The organism is Hyphomicrobiales bacterium (assembly GCA_030688605.1).
Classification (GTDB): domain Bacteria; phylum Pseudomonadota; class Alphaproteobacteria; order Rhizobiales; family NORP267; genus JAUYJB01.
This window is the reverse complement of sequence record JAUYJB010000069.1, coordinates 24,460-48,585: the sequence shown is the minus strand read 5'-3', so window position 1 is coordinate 48,585 and position 24,126 is coordinate 24,460. Positions and strand designations below refer to the sequence as shown.

The window sequence follows — 24,126 nt, the reverse complement described above, 5'->3', positions numbered from 1 at the left end:
TTCAGGGGTAAAGCTTGCCCGCCACCTCGATCAGCCGCGCGATCTGCGCTTTCAGCATTTGGGCCGCGCGCTCGCCGGTGAGGCTGCCGTCCTCGGCAAAGGCGTCGCGCGCGTGGGCGATGGCGACCTGTTCGGGGATGACCAGCGCGCCGGTGCCGACCATGAGGATCTGGCGCAGCATCAGCAGGGAGCGCATGCCGGCGAACATGCCGGGGGAGGCGGAAGAGATGGCAAAGACATTGCCGCGAAACGCTTGAAGCCCAGCCTCGTCCGTGCCCTTGCGCGAGACCCAGTCGAGGGTGTTCTTCAGGAGCGGCGTGACGCCGGCATTGTATTCCGGAGAGGCGATGAAGATGGCGCGGTGGGACTTGAACAGGTCCTTCAGCTTCACCGCGGTTTCCGGCAGCCCCTTCGACGCTTCAAGGTCCGCATTGTAAATCGGCAGATCGTGATCGGTCAGCTCGATATGCGTCACGTCGCCGCCTTGGGCGCGCGCCTCTGCTGCCGCGGCGCGGGCAAGCCGCCTATTGAACGAGCCTTCCCGGGTGCTGCCGGCGAGAAAGAGGATTTTGACAGGCAAAACGATCTCCGTGTGCCTAAAGCATGACCCGGCAGGATTGTTCCATCCGACCGAATCATGGCCTAGGCGCAGCGCCGATAGACCCAGACGCGAGCCGGAAACAGATTGCGCCACACCCGCGGCGTGCCGCGCACCGTGAAACTGCCGTAACGTCCCGGGATCGGCGGCATCACATGGTATGAAAACTGAACGAAACAGCCGCGCGGATCCATGATCGACAGGGCCTGGGCGAGGAGACGCAGGCGGCGGAACATCGGCTGGTTGAACAGTGGGAGGCCGGAGACGACAGCCGCGACCGGCACGCGGCCGACCGCGCGCAGAATACGCGAGAGCGCGAAGGCATCGTCGGCCACCACCGTGGCACGCGGGAACCGCTCCTTGAGAAGAGCGGCAAAGCCACGATTCGCCTCGACCAGGATAAGCCGATCCTCGGCTACGCCGCGGGCGATGAGGGCGCGGGTGATGACGCCGGTGCCGGGGCCGAGCTCGACGACCGGCCCGGGGATCGACGGGTCAACCTCGCGGGCCATGGCGCGCGCCAAGGACCTCCCGCTCGGCGCGATGGCGCCCACGGCCCGCGGCCGCGCCGCCCATTCGAAGGAAAAGCGAAGGTCATCCTTCAGAGTGTCGAACCGGCGCCGTGCTGCGGTGGCGAATTTCCTGCGGCGGCGTTGCACGGCATATTTGGCCCGCCGGCGCAGGGTCGCAATATCTTTATCTTTCTTAAGCAGGCTCTGGCCGTGACTCACGCCTCTTCTCCCTGCCGGCAAGGCTTTTGGCGTTCATTTGCTTAGTCGCCGATGCCATCCCAGAATTCCTTGACACGGGCGAAGAAGCCCGAGGACTCCGGATGCGTCTGCGGACTCGAGGCCGCGTCGAACTGCTTCAGGAGATCCCTTTGCTTGCGGTTCAGATTCCGCGGCGTCTCGACAACCGTCTGAATGTACATGTCGCCATATTGGTTTGTGCGCAGGATCGGCATTCCCTTGCCGCGCAGGCGGAACTGTTTTCCGGATTGGGTCCCTTCGGGAATTTTCACCCGCGTGCGCCCGCCGTCAACCGTCGGCACCTCGACCTGGCCGCCGAGGCCGGCGGTCACCATGGAGATCGGCACGCGGCAGAAAAGGTCCGCGCCGTCGCGCTGGAACAGCTCGTGCGGTTTGATCGACAGGAAGATGTAGAGATCGCCGGTCGGCCCGCCGCGTACACCGGCCTCGCCCTCGCCCGCAAGCCGGATGCGGGTGCCGTCTTCGACGCCGGCCGGGATGTTGACCGACAGGGTGCGCTCGCGAGCAACGCGGCCAGACCCGGAGCAATCCCGGCAGGGATCTTCGATCACCTGGCCGCGTCCCTGGCAGGCGGTGCAAACCCGCTCGATGGTGAAGAATCCCTGGCTGGCGCGGACCTTTCCCAGGCCGCCGCACATCGAGCAGGTCTTCGGGCTGGTTCCCGCCTTGGCGCCGGAGCCACTGCAGGTCTCGCAGGTGATGCTGGTCGGCACGCGGATTTGGGCGGTTTTGCCGCGGAACGCCTCCTCCAGCGAGATTTCCATATTGTAGCGCAGATCGGCGCCGCGCTCGCGCCCGGAGCGTTGCCGCGGCCGGCCGCGTCCCCCGCCGACAAATTCGCCGAATAGATCCTCGAAAATGTCGGACATGGAGGAGGCGAAATCCTGGCCGAAGCCGGCGCCGGGACGCGCCCCCGGCCCGCCGCCGCCCATTTCGAAGGCGGCATGGCCGAACTGGTCATAGGCCGCGCGCTTCTGCGGGTCCTTCAGCGCCTCGTAGGCTTCGTTGATTTCCTTGAACCGCTTTTCCGCGCCGGCATCACCCGGATTGCGGTCTGGGTGATATTTCATGGCGAGCTTGCGGAAGGCCGACTTCATCGCCGCGTCGTCGGCGTTTTTCGGCACGCCGAGAACGTCGTAATAGTCACGCTTGGCCATGGCGCGATCCGCTATGCGTCAAGAGGCGGCGCCGCCGCGACGCGCACTGGCGGCGCGCCAGCCGGCGCTCGCCGAACTTGATGACAAGGAAGGGCCCGGCCCCCATTGCGGACTGCTCCGGGAGCTCAAGCCGACTTCTTGCTCTCGTCGTCCTCGACTTCTTCGAAGTCGGCGTCGACGACGTCCGATTCACCGGACGCGGATGCGCCGTTGGCGGGCTTGTCACCTCCCTCGCCGCTGTCGCCGGCCTCGGACGCCTCAGACTGGCTCGCCTGGTACATGGCTTCGCCGAGCTTCATCGCCGCTTGCGCCAGCGCCTCGCTCTTGGCCTTGATGGCGACGGCGTCGTCGCCCTCCGCGGTGGTCTTCAGTTCGGAGATCGCCGCCTCGATGGTCGATTTGTCGGCCTCGGAGATCTTGTCGCCGTGCTCCTTGAGCGTCTTCTCGGTGGAGTGGATCAGGGCCTCGGCCTGGTTCTTGGCCTCGACGAGTGCTTTTCGCTTCTTGTCCTCATCGGCGTGCTCCTCGGCGTCCTTGACCATCTTCTCGATGTCTTGGTCGGAAAGGCCGCCGGAGGCCTGGATGCGGATCTGCTGCTCCTTGCCGGTCGCCTTGTCCTTGGCCGAGACGTTGACGATGCCGTTGGCGTCGATGTCGAAGGCGACCTCGATCTGCGGCACGCCGCGCGGGGCGGAGGGAATGCCCACCAGGTCGAACTGGCCGAGCAGCTTGTTGTCGGTCGCCATCTCGCGCTCGCCCTGGAACACGCGGATGGTAACCGCGTTCTGATTGTCCTCGGCGGTCGAAAAGATCTGGCTCTTCTTGGTCGGGATCGTGGTGTTGCGGTCGATCAGGCGGGTGAACACGCCGCCCAGTGTCTCGATGCCGAGCGACAGCGGCGTCACGTCAAGCAGCAACACGTCCTTGACGTCGCCCTGTAGCACCCCGGCCTGGATCGCGGCACCCATGGCGACGACCTCGTCCGGGTTGACGCCCTTGTGCGGCTCCTTGCCGAAGAACCGCTTTACCGTCTCCTGGACCTTCGGCATGCGGGTCATGCCACCGACCAGGATTACCTCATGGATCTCGCCGGCCGAAAGCTCAGCGTCCTTCAGCGCCGACTTGCATGGGCCGACGGTCCTTTGCACCAGATCGTCGACCAGCGCCTCGAACTTGGCCCGCGTCAGCTTCATCGTCAGGTGCTTGGGGCCGGAGGCGTCGGCGGTGATGAAGGGCAGATTGATCTCGGTCTGTTGGCCCGAGGAAAGCTCGATCTTGGCCTTCTCCGCGGCCTCCTTGAGGCGCTGCAAGGCGAGCTTGTCGTTGCGCAGGTCGATGCCTTGCTCCTTCTTGAACTCGTCAGCGAGATAATTGACGAGCCGCATGTCGAAATCCTCGCCGCCGAGGAAGGTGTCGCCGTTAGTCGACTTGACCTCGAACACGCCGTCGCCGATCTCAAGGATCGAAATGTCGAATGTGCCGCCGCCAAGATCGTAGACGGCGATGGTTTTGCCTTCCCTCTTGTCGAGCCCGTAGGCGAGAGCGGCCGCCGTCGGCTCGTTGATGATGCGCAGTACCTCGAGGCCTGCGATCTTGCCGGCGTCCTTGGTCGCCTGGCGCTGGGCGTCGTTGAAATAGGCGGGCACGGTGATCACCGCCTTCTCGACCTTTTGACCGAGATAGGATTCGGCGGTCTCCTTCATCTTCTGCAGGATGAAAGCGGAAATCTGCGAAGGGGAATATTTGTCGCCATTGGCCGCGACCCAGGCGTCGCCATTGTCGGCGCGCACGATCTTGTAGGGGACGAGCTTCTTGTCCTTCTGGGTCATCGGGTCGTCATAGGTGCGCCCGATCAGCCGCTTGATGGCGAAGAACGTCTTTTCCGGATTGGTCACCGCCTGGCGCTTGGCCGGCTGGCCGACCAGCCGTTCGCCCTCGTCGGTGAAGGCGACCATGGAAGGAGTCGTGCGCGCGCCTTCCGCGTTCTCGATGACTTTCGGCGTCTTGCCGTCCATGACCGCGACACACGAGTTCGTCGTGCCGAGGTCGATGCCGATGACTTTGCTCATGTCCTCAAACCTCTGTTCATCTGGCGGACCGTCCGGGCCTTGTTCGCCAAGCACCCGGTCCACTTCACGTTAGAGAAATGGCGCCTGACCGGTCCCCAAGGGGCTTCGCGCCGGTTATTGCGCTCCGCGGCTTATATAAGAAAGTGGCTTTTCGCCCGCAAGTCGCGCGGGCAAGGTTCCCATGGCCGATCCCCGGGCGATTTTCCTGTGCCAGGAAACACAGAACCGCCGGCATGGTTAACAAAAGGTTTCGAAGACAAACGTCGTCGGGACTTTTCTAGCGCGCCGGCGTGATCCAGCCGATCACGGCGCCGCTTGCATCCTTGAGAATGGCGATGCGGCCGACGCCGGGGACCTCGAAGACCGGCCGCAGCACTTCGCCGCCGCCGGCCTTGATCTCGGTCACCCGGGCGTCGACGTCATCGACGGCGATATAGCTGAACCAGTGCGGCGGAACCCCTTCGAACCGATCGCCCTTCATCTCCATGATGCCGCCGACCGGCGTCTCGCCAACCATGGCGATCCAGTAGGTGCCGTTCTCCATCGGCATGCCCTGGAACGACCAGCCGATAGTCTTGCCGTAGAATTCCTTGGCCCCCTCCACATCGCGGGTCATCAGCTCGTTCCAGTAGAAATGTCCATGGTCGGCCATGGCCGCTCTCCCATGCGCAGCTTTTGGTGCGCCGATCATAGGCCGGTGGGCGGGGCCAAGAGAAATCAACAGCCCGAGAGCGCCATCAGGCGAACAACCGAACAGATAACAGGCTACGCCCCCTTGTCGGTGGCGGCGCCGGGTTTGTTGTCGTTTGCGTTCACACTGCCTTCGGCTGTCTCGGCCGCTTCGGCCGGCGCTTCGGCCTCGCTCGCCGTCGCGGCGGCCGGCTTCGGCCCGCCCTTGGAAACGCCGACCATCGCCGGACGCAGCACCCGTTCGCCGATAACGTAGCCGGCCTGGACCACCTCGACCACCGTGCCGCTTGCCACCTCTTCGTTCGGAACCTCGAACATGGCCTGGTGGAAATGCGGATCGAAGCGCTCGCCCTTGGGGTCGATGCGCCTGACCTGGTGCTTTTCCAGCATGTTCTGAAGCTCCCGCTCAGTCATCTCGACGCCTTCGTGCAGAGCCGCCAGCGCCGGGTCTGCGGCCGCCCGCTCGGCCCGAGGGACGGCCTCGATGGCGCGGCGCAGATTGTCGCCGACGGCGAGCACGTCGCGGGCGAAATTGGCGATCGCATAGGCGCGCGCCTCGCGGACCTCGCGCGCCGTGCGCTGGCGGAGATTCTCCATCTCGGCGAGCGCCCGCAGATGCTGATCCTTGAGCTTGTCGTTTTCCGCCTGAAGTGCGGCGAGCGCATCTTCGGCAGCCGCTTCCTCGGCAGCTTCCGCGCCGCCGGCCCACGGCGTCTCGTCGCTCATGGCTTTCGCCTCGGCCGCGCCGCTCTCCTCTTTCGGGGCGGCCTGGGCGTCCGGCTGATCCTCTGCCGGCGTGTCGGGGTGTTTCTTGTCGCTGTCGTCCATGATCATCCCGTCATGCGAAACTGGCATCTCTACGTGCCCTCGCATATCGGCGCTTGGGGGGTGAAATCAAGTCAGCAATCGGCTGACCAGCTTGGCGGTATAGTCGACGACGGGCACGATACGCGCGTAATTGAGCCTTGTCGGGCCGATGACGCCGAGCACGCCGACCACCATCTGATTGTCATTGCGGTACGGCGCCATGATCAGCGAAGAGCCGGACAGTGAGAACAGCTTGTTCTCCGAGCCGATGAAGATGCGCACCCCTTCGGCGTCCTCGGCAAGCCCGAGAAGCTGGATCAGCTCGCTCTTCTTCTCCAGATCGTCGAACAACAGGCGGATGCGCTCGATATCCTCGATCGCATTGAGGTCTTCGAGCAGATTCGCCTGGCCGCGCACGATCAGCGTCTTGGATTCGCCGTCCGACAGCCCCGCCCAGCTTGCAAGACCGGCTTCCACGATCTCGCGAGTCAGCGCGTCGACTTCCCCCTTCTGCAGCGCGTGCTCTTCCTCGATCATCGCCTTGACCTCGGCGATGGTGCGGCCGCGGATCTGCGCACTCAGATAGTTGGAAGCTTCGGTCAGGGCGGCCGCCGGCATGCCCCGCGGAAGGTCGATGACGCGGTTCTCGACGTCGCTGTCCTCGCCGACCAGTACCACCAGCGCGCGCGTCGCCTCCAGGCGCACGAACTCCACATGACGCAGCCGCTTGTCGCGCTTTGACGCCAGCACAATCCCCGCCCCCCGGCTCAGGCCCGACAACAGGCTGGACGCCTCTTCGAGAAGGTCCGCCGCGCCGCCGGAACGCACGCTGCCGGCCACCGTCGCTTCGATCTCCGCTTGCTCCTGTTCGGTAAGATTGCCGATCTCGAGGCAGGCATCGACGAAGAAGCGCAAACCGAGCTCCGTCGGCAGCCGCCCAGCGGACGTGTGCGGCGCGTAGATGAGCCCGAGATCCTCCAGATCGGCCATGACGTTGCGCACCGAGGCCGGCGACAATGCCACCGGCAGCTGGCGGCTGACATTGCGCGAGCCGACCGGCTCGCCGGAGTTAAGATAGGTTTCGACGATGCGCCGGAAAATCTCGCGCGAGCGCTCGTTGAGATCGGTGAAACCGGACTGGGTCGGGGCCATGGTTACGCTGTTGGGCCGATGGCGGTCGCTGTTTCCGTCAAAACCGGATCGTGCTCTAGAGCCGCAATTTAGGAACGCCCGCCATTAGCGTCAACCAAGGTGGTTGAGGTGGAAACCGCACTGCTCCCGGGAAAAGCCTTTGCCGCTCGCACGGCGGGGGGCTAGATAAGCTCGATATTCGCAAACCGGAGCCAGAATGCGCCCTTCTAAACGAGCCGCCGACGAACTGCGCCCGATCACGCTCGAACGCGGCTATTCGCGCCACGCCGAGGGCTCCTGCCTGATCCGCTGCGGCGAGACCCATGTGCTATGCACCGCAAGTCTCGAGGAGCGCGTTCCGCCGTGGCTGCGCGGCCAGGCACGCGGCTGGGTGACGGCGGAGTATGGCATGCTGCCGCGCGCTACCACCGAGCGAACAAGGCGCGAGGCCAAGGCCGGGCAGAGCGGCCGCACCCAGGAGATTCAGCGGCTGATCGGCCGCTCGTTGCGCGTCATTGTCGATCTCGAAGCGCTCGGCGAACGCCAGATCCTCGTCGATTGCGACGTCATCCAGGCCGACGGCGGTACCCGCACCGCTTCGATCACCGGCGCCTGGGTGGCGCTGCGCGACTGCGTCAACTGGATGATGGCGCGCGACATGCTGGCCCAAGATCCGATCAAGGACCATGTCGCCGCGGTCTCCTGCGGTCTCTTCAACGGCGTTCCGATCCTCGATCTCGACTATGTCGAAGACGAAGCCGTCTCCACCGACGCCAATTTCGTCGTCACCGGCGCCGGCGGCATCGTCGAGATACAGGCAACCGCCGAGAGCGAAACCTTCTCCCAAGAGATGTTTCTGCAAATGCTCGACCTCGCCCGCAAGGGCATCGCGCGGCTGGTCGATCTGCAGAAATTGGCGGTGACCTAAGGCGGGAACCGCTGTAGCTGGGTCTGACGGGAAATGCGTGCGCTGAAGGAAGGCAAGCTCGTGGTCGCCAGCCACAATCAGGGCAAGGTGCGCGAAATGCGCGATCTGCTGGCCCCTTTCGCCGTTGAGACGATCGCCGCAGACGACCTTTCGCTCGCCGAACCGACGGAGGCCGGCGATACGTTTGCAGCCAATGCGCGGCTCAAGGCGATGGCTGCGGCGAAAGAGAGCGGCCTGCCGGCGGTCGCCGACGATTCCGGTCTTGTGGTCGACGCGCTCGGCGGCGCGCCAGGCATCTATTCGGCGCGCTGGGCAGGACCGAAAAGAGATTTCTCAAAGGCCATGGAGGGGGTGGAGCTGGAGCTTCGGGCGCAGGCGGCAAGCGGCAAGACTTCGCGTCGGGCCCGCTTCGTCTGCGCCTTGTGCCTCGCTTGGCCCGATGGCCATGCGGAGGCTTTCGAGGGCGAGGTCGAAGGCGCCCTGATCTGGCCGCCGCGCGGCGACAAGGGGTTCGGCTACGACCCGATGTTCGTTGCGGACGGTCAAACGGAGACCTTTGGCGAGATGGAGCCCGCCCGCAAGCACGCAATGTCTCACCGCGCCCGTGCGTTCAAGAAGCTGATCGATGGCTGCCTCGGCAAGACCTGATGCCGCGCCCGCGACGCGGGAGAAAGACGCGATTGCGGTCTATGTGCACTGGCCATTCTGTGCCGCCAAGTGTCCCTATTGCGATTTCAATTCCCATGTCCGCCACGGCGGCGTCGACCAAACGCGGTTTGCGCGCGCCTACCGCGCCGAGTTGCGCCATATGGCCGGGCGCACGGCCGGCCGCACGGTCACAAGCATCTTTTTCGGCGGTGGAACGCCGTCGCTGATGGCGGCTGAGACCGTTGCCGCAATCATCGACGAGATCGCGGCGCTGTGGCCACTGGAAAGCGACGCCGAGGTCACGCTGGAGGCCAACCCGACCAGCGTCGAGGCGGAGCGGTTCAAGGGCTATCGCGCAGCCGGGGTCAACCGCCTTTCCCTCGGCGTGCAGGCGCTGAACGACGCCGACCTGAAGGCGCTGGGGCGGCTTCACGGCGCGGACGAAGCCATCGCCGCCTTCGACATGGCACGCGCCACCTTCCCGCGTGTCTCCTTCGACCTCATCTATGGCCGTCCCGCACAGGGGGTGGGCCAATGGGCTGAGGAGCTTTCCCGCGCGCTCACGCTCGCCGCCGACCATCTCTCGGCCTACCAGCTCACCATCGAGGAGGGCACGCCGTTCTTCGACCTCGCTGCCCGTGGCAGGCTCGAAACGCCCGGCGAGGATCAGGCCCGCGCGCTCTACGATGTCACCCAGGAGCTGTGCGAAAAAGCCGGCCTGCCGGCCTACGAGATCTCCAATCACGCCGTGCCGGGCGGCGAATCGCGGCACAATCTCGTCTATTGGCGCGGCGGCGAATATGTCGGCATCGGCGCCGGCGCACATGGCCGCATCGTCGAGGATGGCCGCCGCCTTGCCACCGAGACCCTCAAAAGGCCTGAAACTTGGCTCGGTCAGGTCGAAAGGCTCGGCCACGGTCTCCTCTCCGACGACGTGCTGAGCCCGCACGAGGCGGCATGGGAATATCTGATCATGGGACTGCGCCTTCGCGATGGGCTCTCGCTTTCCCGCTATGGGGAGATCTGCGGCGCGCGGTTGCCCGAGGAGCGGATAAACGTGCTCGCCGAACTTGGCCTTGTCGAGCAGCCGACCCGGGACCGTCTGCAGGCGAGCAGAAGCGGCCGGCCGCTGCTCAACAGCGTCATCCGTGCCCTGACGGATTAGGGGCTAGACCGAAATCCGCCGCATCTGAATCGGATTTCGGTCCTGTCTACTTGGTTGAGCATGTTTTTCTCGCAAGACCGGTTCCCACTTTTGCGGAACATGCTCTAGAAGCTTCGCGCGGCGAAGCTCTTCGGCGCCGCACGGATCACTCTGCCGCCGCCCGGCTGAACTTCGAGGATGGCGAGCCCGCGCTGGTTCAGGCCGTTGGCCTGAAAGCGGAAGATACCGTCGACGCCGGAAAAGCCGTTCGGGTCGGTGAGCGTGTCGGCGGTGTAACGCTGGCCCGGCTGCTGGCGGGCGAGCGCCGCGGCAAGGCTCACCGCGTCATAGGCAAGGGTTGCGATGCGCGGCGGCGGGGTGCCGTAATTGGTCTCGTAGCGGCTGGCAAAAGCGCGCCAGCCGGCCGGGTCGGGCGCCGCGTACCAGCCCCCGACCAGCGCTTGTTCGGTGCCGATCTTCGGATCGTCCCATTGCCCCGAGCCGAGAAACTTGATCTTGTTCGGATCGACGCCGTTGGTGGTCAGAACCGGCGCCAGGGACGGCAAGGCCGCTGGCCCATCCGGCATCAGAATGGCCGAGACCGTAGGCCGCGGGCCGCTGGTGGCCGCGGCGATGCGCGTCGCCGCCGCAACCATGGACTGGCTATCGGATGCGTATTTTTCGACCGCCCCGACCTGGGCGCGATATTGCGCGGCCGCCTGGTGCAGCACGCCTTCGGCGAGGGTGCCATAGGCATCCTCCGGCAGCAGGGCGGCGAAGGACGTCTGACCCTGGCCAGCCGCGTATTCGACGATCTGGGCGATGTCGTCATTGGGCAGGAAGCTCAACAGATAGACGCCCCGGCCGGCGACATTGGAATCGGTAGAAAAGGCGATGACCGGAATATTGGCATCGCGTGCCACGGTGCCGGCGGCGGCGACGGACTGGGCGAACAGTGGGCCGACGATCAGCTCCGCGCCCTCGGCGATCGCCTGCTGCGCCGCCGCCGTGGCGCCGGCCGCCGTGCCTTGCGTATCCTTGGGAATGAGAACGATGTCCGGATTGTTGAACTCGAACAAGGCAAGCTCGGCGGCCTGCTTGAGCGCCCTCGCCGTGCTGCCGGCATTTCCGGCCGCCGACATGGGCAGAAGCAGCGCCACCTTCACCGAGCCGGAGCCGATGGCGTCGAATGTCTGCGCCGACCGCGGTTCGTCGAGCGCGCCGAAGCCGCTGCTCATGAGATCGCCGCCGGAGCATCCCGACAGCAGAATGCCGACCGACAAGGCCACAAATTGCAGCGCCGCCCCCGCCAGCCGTGCGCGAGCCGTGCCGCCGGCCGCTACAGAGCTGGGCTGTCGCATGCTATGGCTCCCTTGTCTGCCCATGACCCGGTCTCTTCCGGTGCCTCGGCTGCAAGGCTAGGATCGGACGTGGTCGCTGCGGCAATGGCCGCACATTGTCCCCCCAACGGCCATGAGGCCTATGGGTAGACCAGGGAGATCGCGCTTGCCAAGAAGAATCGACCCGGCGACCGGAAGCGCGGGCGCGACCGCTCCGCTCCGAGGCATGCTGATCGAGGGCCGGCGCATCGCGGTCATGGCGCCCGACCCGGGTCTTTATGTGGTGGCGACGCCGATCGGCAATCTTGGCGATGTCACCTTGAGGGCGCTGAGGATTCTTGCCGGCGTCGACCGCATCGCTTGCGAGGATACCCGCATCACCCGCCGGCTCACTGCCCACTACGGCATTGAGACGCGGCTTGTCGCCTATCACGACCACAATGCCGACAGAGTCCGGCCGATGCTGCTTGCCCGCCTTGCCCGCGGCGAGAGTCTGGCGCTCGTCAGCGACGCCGGCACCCCGCTCGTCTCCGACCCCGGCTTTCGCCTCGTCGCCGAAGCCATCGCGCAAGGTCACGCGCTCACCGTCTGTCCCGGGCCGACCGCGGCGATCAGCGCCCTCATCCTTTCCGGCCTGCCCAGCGACCGCTTCTTTTTCGAAGGCTTTCTGCCGGCGAAGCGCGACGCGCGGCGCAAGCGGATCGCCACCCTGAAGGACGTTCCGGCAACGCTCCTATTCTTCGAGTCGCCCCGGCGGCTGGCGGCAAGCCTTGGCGATCTTGCCTCGGTGCTCGGTCCACGTCAGGCGGCCGTCGCGCGCGAAATGACCAAGCGTTTCGAGGAGACAAGACGCGCGCCGCTCGATGAGCTCGCCGCGGCCTATGCCGCCGCGCCGCCGCCCAAGGGCGAGATCGTCGTCGTCGTCGCGCCCCCCGGGGCGGCGACGACGCCGGATGAGGCCGATATCGACGCGCTGCTCGGCAATCTGCTCGCCACCTTGTCGGTGCGTGACGCGGCAACTGTTGCGGCCGAGCGCACCGGCCTTGCCCGCAAGAGCCTCTATGCCCGCGCGCTCAGGCTTGCCGGCGCACAGGGCGCGCGGCGATGAGCGGTCGCCGTGTGTCGTCCACGGCCCGGCGCCGCTCCTATCGCCGCGGCCTTACTGCGGAGACGCTGGCCGCGGCGCTGCTGCGGCTCAAGGGCTACCGTATCCTTGCCAGGCGCTTTCGCGTGCGCCTCGGCGAGATCGACATGATCGCCCGTCGCGGCGCGCATTTCGCATTCGTCGAGGTCAAGGCGCGGCCCGACGCCGGCGAAGTGTTGACCGCGCGCCAGCGCGCGCGCATTCATCGCGCGGCCGAGGCCTGGCTCGCCGCCGCAAGGCTGCGCGGCGCCCTGCCGGAGGAGTTCAGTGCCAGCTTCGATCTCGTTCTGGTCAGACCGTGGCGCTGGCCGCAACATGTGCCGCGGGCATTTGGCGACGGCCTGTGATAGAAATCGGTCGCGTTATCCCCGGCAGTCATCTCGATGAGGAGCAGCCCGCGACCATGAGCCTGCGTATCGCCGTGCAGATGGATCCCATCGAGCGCATCGACATCGCGGGCGATTCGACCTTTGCGCTGATGCTCGAGGCGCAGCGGCGCGGTCATGACATGCTCTATTACACGCCGGACACACTCACCATGCGCGACGGCGAGGTCTCGGCCCGCGTCCATGGCGTCGAGGTGCGCAACGAGAAGGGCAACCATTTCACCCTTTCCGAGCCGCGGTCTCTGGGGCTGAAAGAGCTGGACGTCGTGCTGTTGCGCCAGGACCCGCCCTTCGACATGGGCTACATCACCACCACCCATTTTCTGGAGCGCATCCACCCGAAAACCCTGGTCGTCAACGATCCCGTCCATGTCCGCAACGCGCCGGAAAAGCTGTTCGTCAACGATTTTCCCGACCTCATGCCGGCGACCCTGATCACCCGCGACCCGGCGGCGATCCGCGCCTTCCGCGAGGAGCACGAGGACATCATCCTCAAGCCGCTTTACGGCAATGGCGGGGCAGCCGTGTTCCGCGCCCGCCGCGACGACCCGAATTTCAACGCCCTCTTGGAAATGTTCGAGCAGGTCTTCAAGGAGCCCTTCGTGGTGCAGCAATATCTCACCGACGCGCGCAAGGGCGACAAGCGCATCATCCTCGTCGACGGGGAGCCGGCCGGCATCATCAACCGCGTTCCGGCGGAATACGAGACCCGCGCCAACCTGCATATCGGCGGCCGCCCCGAGGCGATCGAGATGAGCGCGCGTGACCGCGAGATCTGCGCCCGCATCGGGCCGGAGCTCAAACGCCGCGGACTGGTTTTCGTCGGCATCGACGTCATCGGCGACTTTCTGACCGAGATCAACGTCACCTCACCGACCGGCATACGCGAGATACAGCGCTTCGGCGGCGCCGACATCGCGGCGATGATCTGGGACGCCATCGAGAAGAAGCGGGGCTGAGTGGCTCAGCCCGCCGCCGGGGTGATCTGGGCGTAGAGGCGGCTCAGCGTGTCCGAGATCCAGTCGCTGGTCTTGCCGAGTCCGCCGAAGGGGAAGAAGTGGAGGCCCACGACCCGCGCGTCGGGGCGTTCGGTGAGCCCCGCCGCGAGCTCGCGCAGCACCTCCTCGGGGCCTGCTTCGCTGATCAGCCGGCCGATCGTCTTGGTTCGGGTCTGGATCGCGCGAAGCGAGTCTCCGACCCCGCAGCGCAGCGCATAGCGCAACAGCGTCGTCGCCGTTGCCGGCCCCGCCACCCCGATGCGAATCGGAACGGCGATGCCGAGCCGGGAAAGCGAGGCGAGCCAGGCGAGGATGGGCTCTCCCTCGAAGCAAAATTGGGTGACCAGATAGGTCTCAAGGCCACTCTCTGCCGCAAAGGCGATCTTGGCGAGGAGGGCATCCTCCAATACCGCCCGGGCCACGACCGGATGCCCTTCCGGGTGGCCGGCAAGACCGACCCGGCCTATTCCGTGATGCTGAAGCTGCCCGCTCTTCAACAGATCGATGGCAGCGGCAAACGGACCGCGCGGCGGGTCGACATCGCCGCCGATGACCAGCGCCTGCCTGACGCCCGCATCTCCGGCCAGGCGGGCGATGAAATCGACAAGTTCCGTAGGCCGGGCGAAGCTGCGGGCCGGAAGGTGGGGCACCGGGTTGAAGCCGGTGCGGGCGAGCGCGACGGCGGTGGCGAGCGCGTCGCGGTAATCGGCCGATGGCGGAAAGGAGATGTAGACGTCGGTGCCGGGGTCGAACAGTTCGCGCAGCTCATGGACCCCGTCGCGCTGGCGCGCCGGGACCTCGACGGAGGCTGCGTGAAGCAGTCTGATCAGTCTGCGTTGAAAGCTGCGGCCTGCTTCACCCGACATGCTTACCTCCGAGGTGGCCCCCGCCTCTTTCCGATCCCGGCTTCATTTGCGGCGTCGCGAGATCACGAAGGATTCGTCGAAGAACCAGAGCCCGCCGTGCTCATGCAGCACCTCGGCAGTGGCCTCGATATAGCGGGCGTCCCTGACCGCATCGTTCAGCCGCTCGTCCTCGATCTGGGCGACATAGATGGCGGCGTTCCAGGCGGCGAACAGGGTCGAGGTGCCGATCGCGCCGGAGACCTCGCTGGGCAGCGTGTGCATGTCGTAGCGGAAGATCGAGCGGCTGTCGGAATAGGCATTGAAGTTCAGATCGCGCTTGTCGGTGCCGAGATCCTCCTTCACCGCCTTGAGAATGTCATGGCGGCTGCAGCGATAAGGATCTTCATCCGGCCATACGCGCTGGACGATCTCCAGCCCCGGATCGTCGCCGTGGGAATGGATCGCGATCACCCGGCCTCCCGGCCCGAGCGCGCGGGCGAGCGGCGAGACGACCCGCGTGGCCTTGAACTCGGGCGAAGCGCGCAGCCGATAGGGCTGCGAGGCGATGATCAGGTCAAAGTCGGCGATCGCGGTGCCGGGCCGCGGAACGATCGGATCGAGCAGAAACCGGTGGTCCTCGCGATAGAGCACCAGAACGACCGGGCGCTCATAGACGGGGTTTCCGGTCTTTTCGCTGATCCTGACGTTCCAGTTCTCGGCCAGGAACGGCCGCAGGTCGTTGATCTGTTCCTCGAAGCCGTGCGCCGAGTTGCCGGTCAGCGCGACCTCGCGCCACACCATGCTGTTGGCCGCCGCCGGCGACTTGACGCGCAGCCAGGGCGCCTCGGAGTAGAACAGGTTGGTCAGCACGATGACCGAGGCGGGATGCTCGTAGAGCCGGTCGGGCAGCTTGTCGAGGGTCAGGCGGATGTCCTCAAGGCTGATCTCCTTGCCGACGGCGTAAAACGGCATGGTGGGAAAACGCGCATGCATGGAGCGCATGACGCGCGCCAGCACCGAGCCGTCGCCCATGCCGGCGTCGAACAGACGCACCGCCGGCGGGCGCGGGTAGATGTTCGCCAGCTCCAGCGAGACCCTGTTGCCGATTACCGATTTCTCGCTGCATGTATTGACGAACAGCAGATATTTCTGGCGGTTGTCGAAAAAGCGGAAATTCCGCTTGGAATCCTGTGGCGGGACGGTCCGCGGGGCGGCATCCGCCGGCATGCTCGCCACAGCGATCCGCGCCCTGGGCACGCCGCCCCTCAGGAGCGAATCCCGGGCTGGGAAACCGTCTGCGGGGTGCTCGGCGATGAAATCGCGAACCCGGTCGAGGGTCTGCATGGTGATGCGCCCGCCGTTGCGGATCCGCGACATGAATTTGCCGTCATTGACGGCGAGCCGCCCGAAGGTCGATTCCGCAAGCCCCGCCTCGCGGCAATAGGCGCCGATTTCGCCCAGGAATTCGTCGGTGTTCATGAGAACCATCTTCCTTTCGCCGCCGCGGCCGGGAGGCACCCATCCCCGGAAGCGCACCGCAGCCCCAGCCACGCCCCGGCGGATTTAAAGCCGGTCCCACGCTAGCCCACAACCATAAAAGTTCCCACACCGAAAGTGGGATAATGAGTGGGATGCAATGGGCACGGTTGGAGTGCGAGACCGGGTCGCCAGCCCGGCCCGGTCTCCGCTTCGTGATGGCGCGCCGGGATGGTAGAGAAGAAGAGCGCGGCCCGGCGGCCGGCCGATGCGGCGGCGGGCTTGAGAGGGATTGCACGGGAAAGGGTCGATGAGATGAGCGGTTCGGTCCACTGGGTCAGGGAAGGGGACATCAAGGAAGGCAAGCTGGATGCCTTCAAGGAGTTGATGGCCGAAATGGTAGAGGCCGCGCGCGCTGAAGAGCCGGACACGTTGAATTATGAGTGGTTCCTCAGCGATGATGGACAGCGCTGCCAAATCTCCGAGCGCTACAAGGACTCCGCGGCGGCGATGGCACATTTGGCGTCGTTCGGACGCCGCTTCGCGGAGCGCTTCATGGCCGTGCTGACGCCGACCCGCATGGTCGTCTTTGGCGACCCCGACGACGCGGTTCGCGGCGCACTGAGCGGTTTCGACCCGGCATACTATACCTTGATCGGCGGCTTCGCCCGTTAGCTTGGCGCAAGGGCTCGTCCCAGAAGCGGGTGCTAATGTTCTCATTATGTTCTTGCCAGGCGGTGGTGATGCACGCTACACTGCCGCCATCGAATCCACCGGGTGCTGATAAAGGCGGATAGGAGGCTTCTAGGGGGGACGGTCTCATGGTTTCCCGCGTCACGACGGTTGCTTTTGAGGGAATCGAGGTCCGCGCCGTCGATGTGCAGGTGCAGATTTCCCCGGGCCTGCCCGTCTTCACCATTGTCGGACTCGCCGACAAGGCGGTTGCGGAAAGCCGCGAGCGGGTGCGCGCGGCCTTAAGCGCGGTCGGCCTCGCTCTGCCGCCCAAGCGCATCACCGTCAATCTGGCGCCTGCCGACCTGCCCAAGGAGGGGAGCCACTATGATCTGCCGATCGCGCTTGCCCTGATGGCAGCGATCGGGGCCGTGCCGGATGATGCGCTGGAAGGCTTCGTGGTGCTCGGCGAATTGGCGCTTGACGGCTCGGTATCGCCGGTTGCCGGCGTCCTGCCGGCGGCAATCGGCGCCAATGCGCTCGACCAGGGCCTGATCTGCCCCATGGCCTGCGGGCCGGAAGCCGCCTGGGCAAGCGGCGACATGGACGTTTTGGCGCCGCGCAGTCTGGTCGCACTTGTCAACCATTTCAGTGGCGCCCAAGTTCTCTCAAGACCCGAACCGGGGGTCCGCGACCAGCCCGAGCCGCTCCCCGACCTTGCCGATATCAAGGGCCAGGAAGGCGCCAAACGGGCGCTCGAGGTTGCAGCCGCCGGCGGCCACAACCTTATCATGGTCGGCCCGCCCGGCGCCGGAAAGTCGATGCTGGCCAGTCGGCTGCCCTCGATCCTGCCGCCGCTGGAGCCGGCCGAGATGCTGCAGGTGAGCATGGTCCACTCGGTCGCGGGGCTGCTCGCCGACGGCAAGATGTCGCGCCGCCGCCCGTTCCGCAGCCCGCATCATTCCGCCAGCATGGCGGCGCTGGTCGGCGGCGGCGCAAGGGCACGGCCGGGCGAGGTTTCGCTCGCCCATCTCGGCGTGCTGTTCCTCGACGAGCTGCCCGAATTCGCCCCGCAGGTGCTGGACTCCTTGCGTCAACCGCTGGAGACTGGCGAAGTGGTCATCGCGCGCGCCAACCACCGCGTCACCTATCCCTCGCGCATCCAGCTCATTGCCGCGATGAACCCCTGCCGATGCGGCATGGCTGGCGAGCCCGGCTATACCTGCCGGCGGGGCCCGCGCTGCGCGGCCGACTACCAGGCGCGCATCTCTGGCCCGCTGCTCGACCGCATCGACATGCAGATCGAGGTGCCGGCGGTGTCGGCGGCCGATCTGGTGCTGCCGCCGCCGGCCGAAGGCAGTGCCGAGGTCACTGCCCGGGTCGCCCTTGCCCGCACCGTGCAGAGGGAACGCTTCGCGGCCGCGGGGCTCACCGACATCCGCACCAATTCCCAATGCGACCCCAGGATTCTCGAGGAGATCGCGATGCCGGGCGCGGCCGGCCTTTCGCTGCTGCGCGAGGCGGCGAACGCCATGCGACTGAGCGCGCGCGGCTATCACCGCGTGTTGCGCATCGCCCGCACGCTGGCCGATCTCGACGGCGCCAACGAGGTCGCCCGCCCGCACATCGCCGAGGCGCTGAGCTATCGCGGCACCGTGGGGGCGCTCTCCGCCGCTGCCTGATTGCCGCCGCAAAACGTCAATACTTTCGCAACATACATATGGTCTAAGCTCGCTTTACGCGCGCGGATTCGACCGCCCGCGGCGAGTTCAATTGATCAAGCGTATGCGTATCGATCACCAGTCCATTTGTCTGTTCAACTATATCGGCGCGTCCGGCCCTGCCGCCGAATCCGGCAGAAGCGACCTCGGACCGCCGCGACCCGCGTCTCCCGAAAAACGCCCAAACGCCGGTCCGCCGCAACTGTCCTGGCTGTACGCGGCCGTCTTTATCGCGCTTGTTGTCGCGACCGTTCTTGCCGTTTCGCGTCAGTCCCTGGCGCTTGCCGTTTCCGCCGGGGCCCTGAGCGCGGTGGTATTCGCGGCCAAAAGGCGCAAGGGCGGCGCGGCCAAAGACGGCCAGGACGATCAGCTCGCAAAGCTGCGGACGGAGAAGGAGCGCCTCGAGGATCTCGCCTGGGGCTTGCGCGAAAGCGAGGCGCGCTACCGCGACCTGATTGACGCTCAGGGCGACCTCATAATGCGCCGCGATACTGCCGGCCAGGTGACATTTGCCAACGACGCCGCCTGCCGTGCTTTCAATGTCGGGCGCGAGGATCTGATCGGCTCGCGATTCCGCCCGCGGATCGTTGAGATGGGCGAGGGCCCTTCGATTCCCTGGAGCGAGGAGCCGGTGCCGCGCGCCGCTGCCTACGACCAGAAGATCGAGACCGTCGCCGGAGAGCGTTGGTTCTCATGGGAGGATTTCGCCGTGCGGGGCGAAGATGGCGCGATCATCGAGGTGCAAAGCGTCGGCCGCGACATCACCGCGCGTAAGAACTCCGAGGCGGCGTTGGCAGTGGCACGTGACGCGGCAGAAGCCGCGAGCCGGGCGAAATCGCGGTTCCTGGCGGCGATGAGCCATGAGATCCGCACGCCGATGAACGGCATCCTCGGCATGACCGGGCTGCTGCTGGACACAAGCCTGACTGCGGAGCAGCGTTCGTATGCGCACGCCGTCAAGGATTCGGCCGGTCAGCTTCTTTCGCTGATCGACGACATTCTCGACTTCTCCAAGATCGAAGCCGACCGCCTGACGTTGGAACCGACTCCCTTCGACCTGTTCGATCTGGTTCAGGGCGTCGTCGAGTTGCTCGCTCCGCGCGCCCACGCCAAGCGCATCGAGATCGCCTGCTCGATTGCATCGGACGTGCCACGCTGGCTCGTCGGCGACGAGGCGCGTATCCGACAGGTGCTGCTAAATCTCGCCAGCAACGGCGTCAAGTTCACCGACGCCGGCGGCGTTGCCATTGACGTGGCGCTTGCCGCTGCCGGCGATCCCGGCGCCGAAGTCAGGCTGCGCTTTGAGGTCGTGGATACCGGCGTCGGCATCCCCGCGCACCAGCTCGAAAACGCGTTCAACGAGTTTGAGCAAGTGGACCGGTCGCCGGCGCGCCGCCATGGCGGCACTGGCCTCGGCCTTGCGATCTCGCGCCGGCTTGTCGGTCTGATGGGCGGCGACATTTCGGTTTCCAGCACGCCGCTCGTAGGCAGCACTTTTTCGTTCGAGATCGACCTACCGAGCGCAAACGGCACCGCGGCCGCCGAAATCCCCGACCTGTCGGGCCATGCCATAGCGATTGTTTCCCAGTCGGCAATCGATGCGCCAAGGATCGGCGATCTCATAGCCAATGCAAGCGCCGCTGTCGAAATCTTGACCGATGTGGAGGCCGTCTCAGGCTGGCTTGACCGCACCGGCCAGAATTGGGCGCAGCGTACGCTCATGTGCGACCGCACGCTGGCCGAGACGCTGGCGCGGAAAATCGCGAATCCGTCCGGTGCCGGCGAGCCGGTGCTCGGCGCTCTCCGCCGCATCGTTCTATTGTCCGCAAGCGAGCGCCACGACCTTGCAGCGCTGAAGGAGCTCGGCTTTGATGCCTATCTGATCAAACCGGTGCGCCGGCGCTCTCTGTTTGCCCAGATTCTCGGCCAGGATACCTTGTCCGACACGGCGCGTCCCCCGGGGATGGATGAGCCGGCGGAAGCGCCGGCACTGCTGCGGCCGCTGCGGATCCTGCTCGCCGAAGACAATGAAATTAATGCCCGCCTCGCCATTGCGCTCATCGAGCGTATGGGCCATGAGGTCGTCCGCGTGCCGAACGGCCTTGCCGCGCTTCGCGAACTGTCCCATTCCGCCGAGGACGGCACCGCCGCCTTTGACCTGGTGCTGATGGACGTGCATATGCCGGAGATGGACGGCATGGCCGCGACCCGGCGCATTCGAGCACTGGCGCACGGCGATGCCGGGCAGGGTCCGGGCGCGATTCCGATCGTGGCGTTGACCGCCAATGCCTTCAGAGAAGACCGTGAAGCGTGCTTCGAAGCCGGCATGGACGATTACCTTCCGAAGCCGGTTACCGCCGCCGATTTGAATACGGTCTTGGCGCGATGGTCGACCCAGCGTTCGCGCGCGTCGGGCTCGGCCCTGGCGTAGAGCAAGCCCGGGGAAACTGAGACCATTTAACCGGGGAATGCTCTTTCCGGCCCATTGCGCGGCTGCCGCTGGCTCTGTCATAATACCGGCACAAAAGATTTGTCTGATCCGGTGGACCTGAGGATCTGGCTTGATTGGGGCCAGATTCAAGGCCGCGATTGACGGCCGGCCGGCGCGCGAAGCCGATGCACGGCAAGTTGGGGCAGAGTTGGCAAGTCGAGGAGACGTCGCGCCACGAAGCAGGTCTGCTGAGGGGGAGGCACGGGCCGGATGAAGCTCGATACGGGTCCATTCGCGCGCAAAGCGAAGGCCAAGGGCATAGGCGCACCCGGCCGGCGCATGTTCCGCCGGACGCGGCCGGCTCCGACCATGCGCTGGCGCCGTGGACCGGCGCCACCGGGAACGAGCTTCGCTCGCGTCAATTCGCTTGAGGCACGTTTGGCACGCACGCCACTTGAGGTGCGCTACGCCCAGAAGTTGCGCTATCACGTCTTTTACGAAGAGATGTCGGCAGTCCCCAGCGCCAAGGCGCGCCTGGCCAGGCGCGACGCTGATCCGTTCGATGCATTCTGCGACCATCTGCTGGTGCTCGACCATGCCGTTATTCAGACGCGCAAGCTTGCCCGCTGGCGGCGCAATCCGCGCGTCGTCGGCACCTACCGCCTGTTGCGCCAGAATGTCGCTGCCCGCCACGGCGGCTTCTACACCCAGAGCGAATACGACATCGCGCCGCTTATCGCCGCGCATCGCGACCTGCGGTTTCTCGAGCTCGGCCGCTCCTGCGTCTTGCAGCCCTACCGTAACCGGCCCACCGTCGAGCTGCTCTGGCAGGCCATTTGGTCCTATGCGAAGCGGCACAGTATCGACGTCATGATAGGGTGTGCGAGCCTGACTGGAACCGATCCAGCGGAACTGGCCCTGCCGTTAAGTTTCCTGCACCATTTCGCTCGGGCGCCGGCGGAATGGCGGGCCCGCGCGCAGCCCTCGCGCCATATCGACATGAACCTGATGGCCAAGGACGAAGTCGACCCGAAAGCGGCCCTGCGTGCTCTGCCGCCGCTGATCAGGGGCTATCTCAGGCTTGGCGCCTATATCGGCGATGGCGCGGTCATCGACCACCAATTCGGGACGACGGATGTGCTCATCATTCTGCCAGTACCGGCGATCGACAAACGCTACGCCACCCATTTCGCCAATTACGACAGGGCCTTTGCGCTGAGCTAGACCAGCGCCGCGAATGCGCACGGACCGGTTCTCCCTGCAATGATGCGGTCGGTCGACAAGGCGGGGTGGGGTTTTTGAGCCTGGCGACGCGGCCGCGCCCGCCCGACGGCCTCGGTCTGGACCGGAAACTGCCTTGGCAATTGTTGATTGGCCGTAGTGCCTTGGCCTGATAGACAAGGAGCCGGACAATGAACAGTGCGCCCGCCATTGGACCGGCTTCGGCGGTGGCGGGGCCCTTGGGTTTCGGGCAAGGCGCAAGATTATGGTGAGGAAAATCGGACATTTCATCGGCGGAAGGCCCGTCGCCGTCAAGACCGGACGGTTCGGAGACGTCTTCGACCCGACCAGCGGCGAGGTGCAGGCGCAGGTGGCGCTCGGCTCGGCCGCCGAGGTGCGGGCCGCGGTCGACGACGCGGCCGCCGCGCAGCCGGCGTGGGCGGCGAAAAACCCGCAGCTGCGCGCCCGCGTGATGTTCAATTTCGCGCGCCTCATCGAGCAGGAGATGGAGCCGCTCGCCAGGCTTCTCTCCAGCGAACATGGTAAGACGATACCCGACGCCAAGGGCGACATCCAGCGTGGCCTCGAGGTGGTCGAGTTCGCCTGCGGCATCCCGCATCTGATCAAGGGCGAATTCACCGAGGGTGCCGGTACCGGGATCGACATGTACTCGATGCGCCAGCCGCTCGGTGTCGTCGCCGGCATCACGCCGTTCAACTTCCCGGCGATGATCCCTTTGTGGAAATGCGCGCCGGCCATCGCCTGCGGCAACGCCTTCATTCTCAAACCGTCCGAACGCACGCCGTCTGTGCCGATGCGGCTTGCCGAGCTGATGATCGAGGCGGGGTTGCCGGCGGGAATATTCAACGTCGTCAACGGCGACAAGGAGGCGGTCGACGCGATCCTGACCGAGCCGCGGGTGCGCGCCATCGGCTTTGTCGGTTCTTCGCCGATCGCCGAATATATCTATGTGACGGCGGCGGCAAACGGCAAACGGGTGCAGTGCTTCGGCGGCGCCAAGAACCACATGGTCGTCATGCCTGACGCCGACATGGACCGCGCCGTCGACGCCCTGATCGGCGCTGGGTACGGCTCGGCCGGTGAACGCTGCATGGCGGTTTCGGTGGCGGTGCCGGTCGGCGAAACGACGGCCGACGCGCTGATCGAGCGGCTGGCGCCGCGTATCGAATCCTTGAAGGTCGGGCCGTCGAGTGACCCGGAGAGCGATTTCGGGCCGCTGGTCACGCGCCAGCACTTGGAGCGGGTGCGCGCCTTTGTCGAAATCGGCATCGAAGAGGGCGCCGATCTCGTCGTCGACGGGCGCGAGTTTACCTTGCAGGGCTATGAAGGCGGCTTTTTCATGGGCGGCTGCCTGTTTGACCGCGTCGAGCCGAAGATGCGCATCTACAAGGAAGAGATATTCGGGCCCGTGCTGTCTGTGGTGCGGGCGAAAAACTATGAGGATGCGCTGCGGCTGCCGAGCACGAACGAATTCGGCAACGGCGTTGCCATCTTCACCCGCGACGGCGATGCGGCGCGCGACTTCGCCAGCCGTGTCGATGTCGGGATGGTCGGGGTGAATGTGCCGATTCCGGTGCCGCTTGCCTATCATGGCTTCGGCGGCTGGAAGCGCTCCGGCTTCGGCGATCTGAACCAGCACGGGCCGGATTCGATCCGCTTCTACACCAAGACGAAGACTGTAACGTCGCGCTGGCCGTCGGGAATCAAGGACGGGGCGGAGTTCATCATCCCGACGATGAAATAGAAGCTTTTTTGTTCAGCTTGGTGCAATTGACCGGATAATGCGCTAAATGAGGGCAACGGGCTTGAAGCCGAGGGGCAGAATGGGCTTTTATTGCAAGCCTGGGTGGAAGGTCTGTACATGACTGCGTGTAGAAGAGGAGGCCTTCAGGTGAGATGCGGATTTGTTAGGCCGGTTTGCGCCGGCCC

General features: G+C 65.7%; 21 protein-coding genes. 11 read left to right on the top strand and 10 right to left on the bottom strand.

Features of this window, described 5'->3' with window-relative positions; all coding sequences use genetic code 11:
* Position 1: 1 nt before the first annotated feature.
* The 7 genes from Q8P46_08260 to hrcA form a co-directional block, all read right to left on the bottom strand.
* A complete protein-coding gene (locus tag Q8P46_08260) occupies positions 2-580 on the bottom strand; it encodes an NAD(P)H-dependent oxidoreductase (GenBank protein MDP2620156.1) in 579 nt (192 codons plus the stop codon).
* A gap of 62 nt (positions 581-642) precedes the next feature.
* Positions 643-1,203, bottom strand: a complete 561-nt coding sequence (locus Q8P46_08255) for a methyltransferase (protein MDP2620155.1) — start codon at positions 1,201-1,203, stop codon at positions 643-645.
* A gap of 167 nt (positions 1,204-1,370) precedes the next feature.
* Positions 1,371-2,525 carry a molecular chaperone DnaJ gene (gene dnaJ / locus Q8P46_08250; GenBank protein ID MDP2620154.1) on the bottom strand — a complete coding sequence of 385 codons (1,155 nt, stop codon included), beginning with the start codon at positions 2,523-2,525 and terminating at the stop codon, positions 1,371-1,373.
* Positions 2,526-2,650: 125 nt separating this feature from the next.
* Positions 2,651-4,594: a molecular chaperone DnaK gene (gene dnaK, locus Q8P46_08245; GenBank protein MDP2620153.1), complete on the bottom strand. Its 1,944-nt coding sequence runs from the start codon at positions 4,592-4,594 to the stop codon at positions 2,651-2,653.
* Positions 4,595-4,871: 277 nt separating this feature from the next.
* On the bottom strand, positions 4,872-5,246 hold the full coding sequence (locus Q8P46_08240) for a VOC family protein (GenBank protein MDP2620152.1): 375 nt from the start codon (positions 5,244-5,246) through the stop codon (positions 4,872-4,874).
* Positions 5,247-5,359: 113 nt separating this feature from the next.
* Entirely contained in the window at positions 5,360-6,139 is a 780-nt protein-coding gene (gene grpE / locus Q8P46_08235; protein ID MDP2620151.1) for a nucleotide exchange factor GrpE, read from the bottom strand.
* Between the two features lie 39 nt (positions 6,140-6,178).
* A complete protein-coding gene (gene hrcA / locus Q8P46_08230) occupies positions 6,179-7,243 on the bottom strand; it encodes a heat-inducible transcriptional repressor HrcA (protein MDP2620150.1) in 1,065 nt (354 codons plus the stop codon).
* A gap of 196 nt (positions 7,244-7,439) precedes the next feature.
* On the opposite strand from hrcA, the gene rph reads away from it, so the two are divergent.
* From rph to hemW, 3 genes are read left to right on the top strand one after another with little or no spacing between them, the layout of a single operon-like run.
* Entirely contained in the window at positions 7,440-8,150 is a 711-nt protein-coding gene (gene rph, locus Q8P46_08225; GenBank protein MDP2620149.1) for a ribonuclease PH, read from the top strand.
* Between the two features lie 33 nt (positions 8,151-8,183).
* Complete coding sequence (gene rdgB / locus Q8P46_08220) at positions 8,184-8,798, top strand: RdgB/HAM1 family non-canonical purine NTP pyrophosphatase (protein MDP2620148.1); 615 nt, start codon at positions 8,184-8,186, stop codon at positions 8,796-8,798.
* A complete protein-coding gene (gene hemW / locus Q8P46_08215) occupies positions 8,776-9,963 on the top strand; it encodes a radical SAM family heme chaperone HemW (protein MDP2620147.1) in 1,188 nt (395 codons plus the stop codon). The genes rdgB and hemW overlap by 23 nt, the downstream gene beginning before the upstream one ends.
* Before the next feature lie 104 nt (positions 9,964-10,067).
* Here hemW and Q8P46_08210 read toward each other — a convergent pair whose 3' ends face one another.
* Entirely contained in the window at positions 10,068-11,303 is a 1,236-nt protein-coding gene (locus tag Q8P46_08210) for a penicillin-binding protein activator (protein ID MDP2620146.1), read from the bottom strand.
* 205 nt (positions 11,304-11,508) lie between these two features.
* Here Q8P46_08210 and rsmI point away from each other — a divergent pair, with 205 nt between their 5' ends.
* The 3 genes from rsmI to gshB are packed head-to-tail and all read left to right on the top strand — an operon-like array spanning position 11,509 to position 13,771.
* Positions 11,509-12,390, top strand: a complete 882-nt coding sequence (rsmI, locus tag Q8P46_08205) for a 16S rRNA (cytidine(1402)-2'-O)-methyltransferase (protein MDP2620145.1) — start codon at positions 11,509-11,511, stop codon at positions 12,388-12,390.
* Positions 12,387-12,773 carry a YraN family protein gene (locus Q8P46_08200; protein MDP2620144.1) on the top strand — a complete coding sequence of 129 codons (387 nt, stop codon included), beginning with the start codon at positions 12,387-12,389 and terminating at the stop codon, positions 12,771-12,773. Before rsmI ends, Q8P46_08200 begins: the two co-directional genes overlap by 4 nt.
* 56 nt (positions 12,774-12,829) lie before the next feature.
* Positions 12,830-13,771 carry a glutathione synthase gene (gene gshB, locus Q8P46_08195; protein ID MDP2620143.1) on the top strand — a complete coding sequence of 314 codons (942 nt, stop codon included), beginning with the start codon at positions 12,830-12,832 and terminating at the stop codon, positions 13,769-13,771.
* A 5-nt stretch (positions 13,772-13,776) separates the two neighbouring features.
* Here the strand turns inward: gshB and Q8P46_08190 are convergent, their stop codons facing one another.
* Both Q8P46_08190 and Q8P46_08185 read right to left on the bottom strand, forming a co-directional pair.
* Positions 13,777-14,676: a methylenetetrahydrofolate reductase gene (locus Q8P46_08190; protein ID MDP2620142.1), complete on the bottom strand. Its 900-nt coding sequence runs from the start codon at positions 14,674-14,676 to the stop codon at positions 13,777-13,779.
* A 42-nt stretch (positions 14,677-14,718) separates the two neighbouring features.
* The gene (locus Q8P46_08185) at positions 14,719-16,134 is read right to left on the bottom strand and encodes a hypothetical protein (protein ID MDP2620141.1); all 1,416 of its coding nucleotides are present in this window, start codon (positions 16,132-16,134) and stop codon (positions 14,719-14,721) included.
* Positions 16,135-16,446: 312 nt separating this feature from the next.
* On the opposite strand from Q8P46_08185, the gene Q8P46_08180 reads away from it, so the two are divergent.
* The 5 genes from Q8P46_08180 (at position 16,447) to Q8P46_08160 (ending at position 23,941) form a co-directional block, all read left to right on the top strand.
* Positions 16,447-16,806, top strand: coding sequence for an antibiotic biosynthesis monooxygenase (locus Q8P46_08180; GenBank protein ID MDP2620140.1), 360 nt, complete (start codon positions 16,447-16,449; stop codon positions 16,804-16,806).
* A 146-nt stretch (positions 16,807-16,952) separates the two neighbouring features.
* Positions 16,953-18,485 (top strand): YifB family Mg chelatase-like AAA ATPase, encoded by a 1,533-nt coding sequence (locus tag Q8P46_08175; protein MDP2620139.1) that lies wholly within the window; start codon positions 16,953-16,955, stop codon positions 18,483-18,485.
* A gap of 103 nt (positions 18,486-18,588) precedes the next feature.
* A complete protein-coding gene (locus Q8P46_08170) occupies positions 18,589-20,955 on the top strand; it encodes an ATP-binding protein (GenBank protein MDP2620138.1) in 2,367 nt (788 codons plus the stop codon).
* A gap of 270 nt (positions 20,956-21,225) precedes the next feature.
* Complete coding sequence (locus tag Q8P46_08165; protein ID MDP2620137.1) at positions 21,226-22,179, top strand: GNAT family N-acyltransferase; 954 nt, start codon at positions 21,226-21,228, stop codon at positions 22,177-22,179.
* A 265-nt stretch (positions 22,180-22,444) separates the two neighbouring features.
* Positions 22,445-23,941 (top strand): CoA-acylating methylmalonate-semialdehyde dehydrogenase, encoded by a 1,497-nt coding sequence (locus tag Q8P46_08160; protein ID MDP2620136.1) that lies wholly within the window; start codon positions 22,445-22,447, stop codon positions 23,939-23,941.
* Positions 23,942-24,126 lie beyond the last annotated feature (185 nt).